Below are 7748 nucleotides of genomic sequence, written 5' to 3'. Positions count from 1 at the left end.
GCGCTGAGGAGGGTTAATCATGGGAAGTTATGTCCCGAATACCATAGAGCAGCGCAAGGAAATGCTGCGAGAGATGGGACTTTCCTCTGTCGAACCATTGTTTGCAGCGATTCCGAAAGATATGCGTGTGTCTGAGCTACAGTTGGAACGTGGAAAGAGCGAGCTGGAAGTCCGCGAAATCATGGAAGGACTTGCACAGAAGAATACGAAATATTCGTCTATTTTTCGCGGTGCAGGAAGCTATCATCACTACATTCCGTCGATTGTCAAGACGGTTACCTCGCGGGAAGAATTCGTCACGGCATATACCCCATATCAGGCAGAGATCAGCCAAGGTCTGTTGCAGTCGATTTTTGAGTATCAGACCATGATCTGTGAACTGACCGGCATGGATGTTTCCAATGCATCGGTATATGACGGTGCTGTGGCAGCCGCCGAAGCAGTGATGATGTGTCAGGATCGCAAGCATCAGGGTGTTGTTGTATCCGGCGCGGTACATCCGCAGGTACAGGAAGTCATCAAGACCTACTGCGCAAGCCGCAGCATTCCGGTTGTTGTGGTTCCGGCCAAAAATGGCGCATCGGATTTGGAGGAAATGCAGGCTGCCGCTTCTGCTGGCAATGCGTGCATTCTGTTTCAGCAGCCGAGCTACTACGGCATGATTGAGGATGCAGAGACTCTGTGCCAGGCAGCGCACGAGGTAGGCGCGAAGGCGATTATGTCGGTCAACCCGATTGCTATAGGTATGCTCAAGACACCGGGCGAGTGTGGAGCGGACATCGCTGTCGGAGAAGGACAGCCGCTCGGTCTGCCGATGGCATTTGGCGGCCCGTACTTGGGATTTATGGCATCAACGAAAGCGATGATGCGCAAGTTACCGGGTCGAATCGTCGGTCAGACGACGGATGCGAACGGAAAGCGTGCCTTTGTTCTGACGCTTCAGGCAAGAGAACAGCATATCCGCCGAGAAAAGGCTTCCAGCAACATCTGCTCCAATGAAGCACTCTGTGCGCTGACAGCAAGTGTTTATTTAGCTGCTATGGGTCCGAAGGGACTTGCTGATTGTGCCTCGCTGTGTTGCAGCAAAGCGCATTATGCGGCACAGCAGCTGACGCAGATTGCAGGAGTTTCTCTCGTCAACAGCGGCGCATTTTTCCATGAATTTGTCACCACTTGTCCGGTATCTACAGAAAATATACAGGCTGCATTGGCAGAACACGATATTTTGGGCGGTCTGCCGGTAGAGGGCGGTATTCTCTGGTGTGTCACAGAGATGAATAGCAAGGCGCAAATTGACCGCATGGTTGCAATCGTAAAGGAGGTGTGCGGCGCATGAAACTGATATATGAACGCAGCTGCACAGGACATGCCAGCAGCTTGCTTCCGGACTGTGATGTGCCGGTATATGACCTGCCGCAGAACATGAAGCGCGAACAAAACGCGTATCTGCCGGAAGTCAGTGAAATTGAATTGGGCAGACATTACACAGAGCTTGCTAAGCAGGTGCATGGTGTCAACGATGGCTTTTATCCGCTCGGCTCCTGTACGATGAAGTACAATCCACGAATCAATGAGGAAATCGCAGCTCTGTCCGGCTTTACGGATATTCATCCGCTTCAGGATGAAAGCTCTGTACAAGGCTGCTTAGAGGTTCTGTCTCGCACAGAAAAAGCACTGGCAGAAATCACGGGCATGGATCGCATGACGCTGCTTCCGGCAGCCGGTGCACATGGTGAATATACCGGTCTGCTGCTGATTCGCGCATATCATTTGGCTAATCATGACACCAAGCGCACGAAGATTATCGTACCGGATTCTGCACATGGTACCAATCCGGCAAGCGCTGTAATGGCAGGATTTCAGGTAGTCAATATCGCTTCGGATGCCAATGGTTGTGTTGATTTGGAGTCGTTAAAAGCAGCTGTCGGTGAGGACACTGCCGGTTTGATGCTGACCAATCCGAACACCGTCGGTTTGTTTGATCCGAATATCGGAGAAATCACACGCATTGTACACGAGGCAGGCGGTCTGTGCTATTACGATGGAGCAAATTTAAATGCTGTCATGGGCTTAGCTCGTCCGGGCGATATGGGATTTGACTGTGTTCATGTCAATCTGCACAAGACATTCTCCACGCCGCATGGCGGCGGCGGTCCGGGCAGCGGCCCTGTCGGCTGTAAGGCATTTTTGGCACAGTTTCTGCCGGGCACTTTGGTTGAAGAGACGGAAAATGGGTATGTCTTGACCAAGCCGGAGCATTCTGTCGGCCGCGTCCGCACGTTTTACGGCAACTTTTTGGTTGTTGTTCGCGCACTGGCATATATTCTGTCTCTGGGCAAGGAAGGCATCCCGGAAGCATCGACAAATGCGGTACTCAATGCCAATTATCTCATGCACAGGCTCAAGGGTGCATATGAAATGGCGTTTGATACCAGCTGTATGCATGAATTTGTCATGTGTTTGGATGGTCTCAAGAAAGAGACCGGTGTTTCTGCACTGGATGTTGCCAAGAGACTACTTGATTTTGGCATTCATCCGCCTACGATGTATTTCCCATTGATCGTGCATGAAGCTCTGATGGTAGAGCCGACAGAGACAGAATCCAGAGAAACCTTGGATGAAGCCGCGAATATCTTCCTACGTGTGCTGGAGGAGGCAAAGAGCGATGCGGAGTCGCTGCATCATGCACCACACCATGCGCCGATTGGAAGACCGGATGAAGTAGGCGCAGCGCGGAAGCCAATTCTGCGGTATACACCGGAAGCAGTATGATGAAACGAATTTTTTATTATATCACAGACTGCGTTGACCCGCTGCAAAATCTTGCGATGGAGGAATATTTCCTCCATCGCGTGCAGCCGCAGGAATGCATTTTATACCTGTGGCAAAACCAAAAGACCGTTGTCATCGGACGAAACCAAAACGCATGGAATGAGTGCCGAGTGCAGGAATTAGAAGACGCTGGCGGCACCTTGGTGCGTCGATTGTCCGGCGGCGGTGCGGTATACCATGACCTCGGCAATCTGAACTTTACCTTTTTGGTGCGCCATGCAGATTATGATGTGGAGAAACAAACTCGTGTGATTTCAGATGCGATTCGTGCCTTGGGAATGCCTGTCGAACTGACGGGAAGAAATGATATGACAATTGATGGTCAAAAATTTTCCGGTCACGCCTATTATCGCACGCAGGATCAGTGCTATCATCACGGCACATTGATGGTCAATGTCGACCATGCGGCATTGGGAAAATATTTACAGGTATCCAAAAGCAAATTGGAAAAGCACAGCGTTCAATCCGTGCGCTCGCGCGTCACCAATCTCATCGACCACTGTCCGAACCTGACGATTCCGATGCTGGAACAGCAGCTTGTTCACAGTTTTGGAACGGTATATCATTTGACTCCAGAACAGATTTCATCTGACACGATCGACTGCGAAGATATTGCACAAAGAAAACAGCGGTTTGCTCAGTGGGAGTGGAGATTTGGCTCTAATTCGGCGTTTACTGAGCAGGTTCAAGGGCACTTTGGCTGGGGAGAGACAGCAATTCGATATACCGTACAAAACGGAAAATTACAGCATGTTTCTCTGCAATCAGATGGGTTGGAAGCGGATTATCTGGCAGAAATTCCACAGGCATTAGAATATTGCTCCTATGCGCTCACAGATATTGCAGAGGCACTGCGCGCGATTCCGCAGCAAAACAACGAACAAACACAAATTTGTCGGGATGTGACAAATCTATTAAAAAAACAATTTGTATCATGAGATACCCATACAAGGAGGGAATTCCGTTGGAAACTCAATTTGATGTCATTGTCATTGGCGGTGGTCCGGGTGGATATGTCTGTGCGGCAAAGCTGGCACAGGCAGGCAAAAAGACCGCGTTGATTGAAAAAACAGCGTTGGGAGGCACCTGCTTAAACCGCGGATGCATTCCGACAAAAACACTTCTTCACGCAGCAGAACTGTTGGAAGAAGCAAAAAAGGCGGCATCTGCCGGTGTGCATATTGAGGGAGCAACGGTAGATTATCCGGCACTGCGGCAGCGCAAACAGGAGGTTGTACAGCAGCTCACGAGTGGCATAGAGAAGTTGTTGTCTTCCGCCAAGGTTACTGTCATTGCTGGAAGCGGATATGTCCCAAAAGCTGGACAAGTGCAGGTGACAGACGCAGAGGGCACTTGCACACAGTACACGGCACAGGACATTGTTGTAGCTGTTGGCTCTGAACCGGCGATGCCGCCAATTGCGGGACTAGATCTGCCTGGTGTGATGACGAGCAATGATTTGTTGCAGGATATTCCAAAGCTGGACAGCTTGGTTGTCATTGGCGGCGGTGTCATTGGTATGGAATTTGCCTCTTTGTATGCTTCTCTTGGCACAAAAGTAACGGTTTTGGAGGGACAAGCGCGTATTCTCCCGCCGCTGGATCGAGAGATTGGTCAAAGCCTTACCATGCTGATGAAAAAGCGTGGTGTTACCATTGCAACCAATGCGATGGTACAGCGCGTGGAGCAGACCGAGCAGCATATGCTGTGCTGTCACTATACCGTGAAGGGAAAAGAAGAAACGGCAATTGGCCAGCGCGTATTGGTGTCTGTTGGACGCAAATCATTGGCATCCAATGTACTGGCACCAGAACTTCCGATTGCTTATGAGCGCGGACGCGTGCAAGTCGATCAAACCATGCAGTCGTCTGTCCCGCATATCTATGTTATCGGTGATGCGGCGGCTGGTTATCCGCAGCTGGCACATGCAGCTTCTGCACAAGCATTGGATGTTGTCGCTGCCATTACACAGCAGTCGTTTGAAACCAATTTGCATTTGGTTCCATCGTGCGTGTATACCAGTCCGGAAATTGCCAGCGTTGGTATGACAGAAGCAGAGGCAAAGGCTGCCGGAGTTCATCCGCATATCGGCAAATATCCAATGACTGCAAACGGAAAATCGCTGCTGACAGAACAAGAACGCGGATTTATCAAGCTGGTTGCTGATGAAAACGGCGCATTGCTTGGTGCACAGCTCATGTGTGCCCGCGCCACAGATATGATTGGTGAGTTGACACTTGCCATTGCCAACGGTTTGACGGAAGAACAGGTCGCTTCGATGATTCGTCCGCATCCAACATTCGAGGAGGGAATTGGAGAAGCACTTTCTGCTTGCATCAAAAAAAATCCGCACGCCAAGTCTTTGGCTGATTAAAAATTTTTTTGCCTATTTGTGATACACAGGGAATCCAGTGTTTCTATTATAGAGAAAACGAAAGAAAATTATATACATAAATGCGATAAAAATCCAATCATTTTATGTAAAATGATTGGAAAATCTCTTGACAATAAACATCGCTCTGTGATACCATAACAGCAGTTTTGAAAGGCAAAATATGGTTTACGAGTCTTTTCAAAGCAATTGTTTTTGAACCACTCCTGCCAGGAGTTAAGGCCATACGGACAGCCGGGTTCACTGCCGAATTGGTAACTTTGGTTGCCTTATTGATTGAGTTAGAAGCTCAAATTTTATAAGTTGGTTCCTTTGATAACCGGAATTGCGCAGCAAGCGCAGACTTGTGAAACGGTCAATAAGAGTAGTAAAAGTATAATAATTGCTATATAGACTCTCAAAAGACATTCCATATTCGCTTTTTCGTGCCGCAGCAGCGGTATTCGTGCCAAAGTATTTGGCACCAGGAAAATCGAGACGACACGCAGGTTTGCAGTTTTTGTGCAGACCTGCGTTTTTTCTTTATCGATGGGAACCAGAATGGAGGAAACATGAACGGAAATCATTTCACGCGGGATCAAAGCCGCGCACCGATCCATGAAGCATTGGAAAATTTTCGTCGGATGCGTGTGGTTCCTTTTGATGTGCCGGGACACAAGCGCGGACGCGGAAATCCGGAGCTGACGGAATTTCTGGGACAACAGTGTGTCGGCGTAGATGTCAACAGCATGAAGCCGTTGGACAATCTCTGCCATCCGGTTTCTGTCATTCGAGAAGCCGAAGAATTGGCAGCGGACGCATTCGGTGCAGCACATGCGTTTTTAATGGTCGGCGGAACCACAAGCTCGGTACAGAGCATGATTTTAACCGTCTGTAAGCGCGGTGACGAGATCATTTTGCCGCGAAATGTGCATCGCAGCGTACTCAACGCGTTGGTTTTGTGCGGCGCGATTCCGGTTTATGTCAATCCAGAAGTCGATCAGCGTTTGGGTATTTCCCTTGGTATGCGCCGAGAGCAGGTCGCAAAGGCCATCGCAGAACATCCAAATGCAGTTGCTGTTTTGGTGAACAACCCGACATATTACGGTATTTGCAGCGATTTGCGCGCTATTGTCAAAATGGCACACGAGGCAGGAATGTTGTGTTTGGCAGATGAAGCACATGGCACGCATTTCTACTTTGGCGGCGGTTTGCCGGTTTCCGCTATGGCAGCCGGTGCAGATATGGCATCTGTTTCTATGCACAAGAGCGGCGGCAGTTTGACGCAGTCCAGCTTGCTGCTCATCGGTCCGAATGTCCATGCGGGATATGTGCGCCAGATTATCAATTTGACGCAGACGACCTCCGGCAGCTATTTGCTCATGTCCAGTTTGGATATTTCCCGCCGGAATCTCGCCCTGCGCGGCAGAAAAGTCTTTCACCAAGTCGCAGATATGGCAGAGTATGCGCGAGAGGAAATCAATGCGATTGGCGGATACTATGCCTTTGGCAAAGAGCTTGTCAACGGAAACTCGATTTTTGATTTTGATACGACCAAGCTCAGTGTCCACACGTTGGATATTGGTCTTGCTGGTATTGAAGTATACGATATTCTGCGCGATGAGTACGATATTCAGATTGAATTTGGCGATATTGGCAATATTTTGGCCTATTTATCCATTGGTGACCGCGCACAAGAAGTGGAGCGTTTGGTCAGCGCATTGGCAGAGATTCGCCGCCGCTTCCAGACCGATGGTGCGGGTCTGCTCAGTCAAGAATATATTGATCCGCAGGTTGTAACCAGCCCGCAGGAAGCGTTCTATTCCGAAAAATGCAGCTTGCCGCTCCGAGAAACGGAAGGACGCGTGTGCAGTGAATTTGTCATGTGCTATCCGCCGGGAATCCCGATTGTTGCACCGGGAGAGCGCATTACAGCAGAAATTTTGGATTATATCGAGTATGCAAAGACAAAAGGCTGCAATGTGACCGGTCCGGAAGATCCGGACATTCAGTATCTGAATGTTCTTGCGTGAGGAGGGAGAACGAGATGGAAATGTGGTTTTCAGAGTTTCACACACCGGATGTCAAGCACAGCATCCGCGTCAATCGGCAGTTGTATTCCAAGCAGAGTGAATATCAGCGCATTGATATTTTTGAAACGCCGGAATTCGGACGTGTATTGACGCTGGACGGCAACGTGATGCTGACTGAACGCGATGAATTCATCTATGACGAGATGATTACTCATGTGCCGATGTCTGTACACCGAGAGGCAACGGATATTTTGGTTATCGGCGCCGGAGATGGCGGCGTGGTACGAGAATTGACGAGATATGATCGAGTCAAGCACATTGACTTGGTAGAAATGGATCCGGCTGTTGTCGAGGCGTGCCGTGCGTATTTACCGGAAAATGCCTGCCGTATGGATGACCGGCGCGTGCACATTCATTTTGGAAATGCACTGAAGTTTATTCGCCGCTGTGAAGAAAAATATGATTTGATTATTGTCGATTCTTCCGACCCATTTGGCCCGTCTGAAGGTCTG

The 7748-nt window shown here is 49.5% G+C and carries 5 protein-coding genes and 1 pseudogene; all 6 read left to right on the top strand.

From position 1 onward, the window contains the following. The first annotated feature begins 19 nt into the window (after positions 1–19). Entirely contained in the window at positions 20–1336 is a 1317-nt protein-coding gene (gene gcvPA, locus ACR0P9_RS05025; protein ID WP_432617916.1) for an aminomethyl-transferring glycine dehydrogenase subunit GcvPA, read from the top strand. Then, on the top strand, positions 1333–2772 hold the full coding sequence (gene gcvPB / locus ACR0P9_RS05020; RefSeq protein WP_432617914.1) for an aminomethyl-transferring glycine dehydrogenase subunit GcvPB: 1440 nt from the start codon (positions 1333–1335) through the stop codon (positions 2770–2772). The genes gcvPA and gcvPB overlap by 4 nt, the downstream gene beginning before the upstream one ends. Continuing rightward, positions 2769–3770: a lipoate--protein ligase gene (locus ACR0P9_RS05015; RefSeq protein ID WP_432617912.1), complete on the top strand. Its 1002-nt coding sequence runs from the start codon at positions 2769–2771 to the stop codon at positions 3768–3770. Before gcvPB ends, ACR0P9_RS05015 begins: the two co-directional genes overlap by 4 nt. Before the next feature lie 26 nt (positions 3771–3796). After that, complete coding sequence (gene lpdA / locus ACR0P9_RS05010; protein WP_432617910.1) at positions 3797–5206, top strand: dihydrolipoyl dehydrogenase; 1410 nt, start codon at positions 3797–3799, stop codon at positions 5204–5206. 569 nt (positions 5207–5775) lie between these two features. Then, a complete protein-coding gene (locus ACR0P9_RS05005) occupies positions 5776–7236 on the top strand; it encodes an aminotransferase class I/II-fold pyridoxal phosphate-dependent enzyme (protein ID WP_432617908.1) in 1461 nt (486 codons plus the stop codon). 14 nt (positions 7237–7250) lie between these two features. Further along, a pseudogene (locus ACR0P9_RS05000) lies at positions 7251–7748 on the top strand (spermidine synthase); the annotation flags it as partial.

The sequence above is a fragment of the Butyricicoccus sp. genome, from assembly GCF_050872565.1.
Lineage (GTDB): Bacteria > Bacillota > Clostridia > Oscillospirales > Butyricicoccaceae > Butyricicoccus_A.
This window is presented reverse-complemented; position numbering and strand designations above follow the sequence as displayed.